At 64.9% G+C, this 404-nt stretch carries 1 protein-coding gene; it reads right to left on the minus strand.

Translation table 11 applies throughout. The annotated features are described in order from the left end of the window. Positions 1-404, minus strand: a 404-nt coding sequence (locus tag EN932_RS37775) for a VCBS domain-containing protein (RefSeq protein ID WP_206619062.1), incomplete at both ends; no start/stop codon positions are given.

Raw genomic sequence — 404 nt, forward strand, 5'->3', positions numbered from 1 at the left:
CGCCAGACCTGCTTCATAGACCTGGTCATGCGCGCCGGCCGGGTTGCCCTGGTCGACGACGATCTGCGGCACGTCGTTGGTGCCGTTGATGGTGATGGTCAGCGTTGCCGTATCGGTCTCGCCGTCGGCATCCTTCATCGTGTAGTTGAAGGTCTCGGTCAGCGTCTGGCCGGCGTCCAGCGCCTGCACCGCCGGATCGGCGTTGTTGAGCGTATAGGTGTAGGTGCCGTCGGGATTGGCCACGAAGGTGCCGTGCGCGCCCGTCGTCGAGCCATCCCAGCTGATGAAGCTCGTCGGCGTGTCGGCGCCCGGCTGGTTGTTGGCATGCAGGTCGTTGGTCAGCACATTGCCGTTGACCGGCGAGAGCGCGTCCTCGCTGATGCTGTTGGTGTCGTCGACCGCAT

Origin of the sequence: Mesorhizobium sp. M7A.F.Ca.US.002.01.1.1, assembly GCF_004022955.1 — a bacterium.
Lineage (GTDB): Bacteria > Pseudomonadota > Alphaproteobacteria > Rhizobiales > Rhizobiaceae > Mesorhizobium > Mesorhizobium ciceri.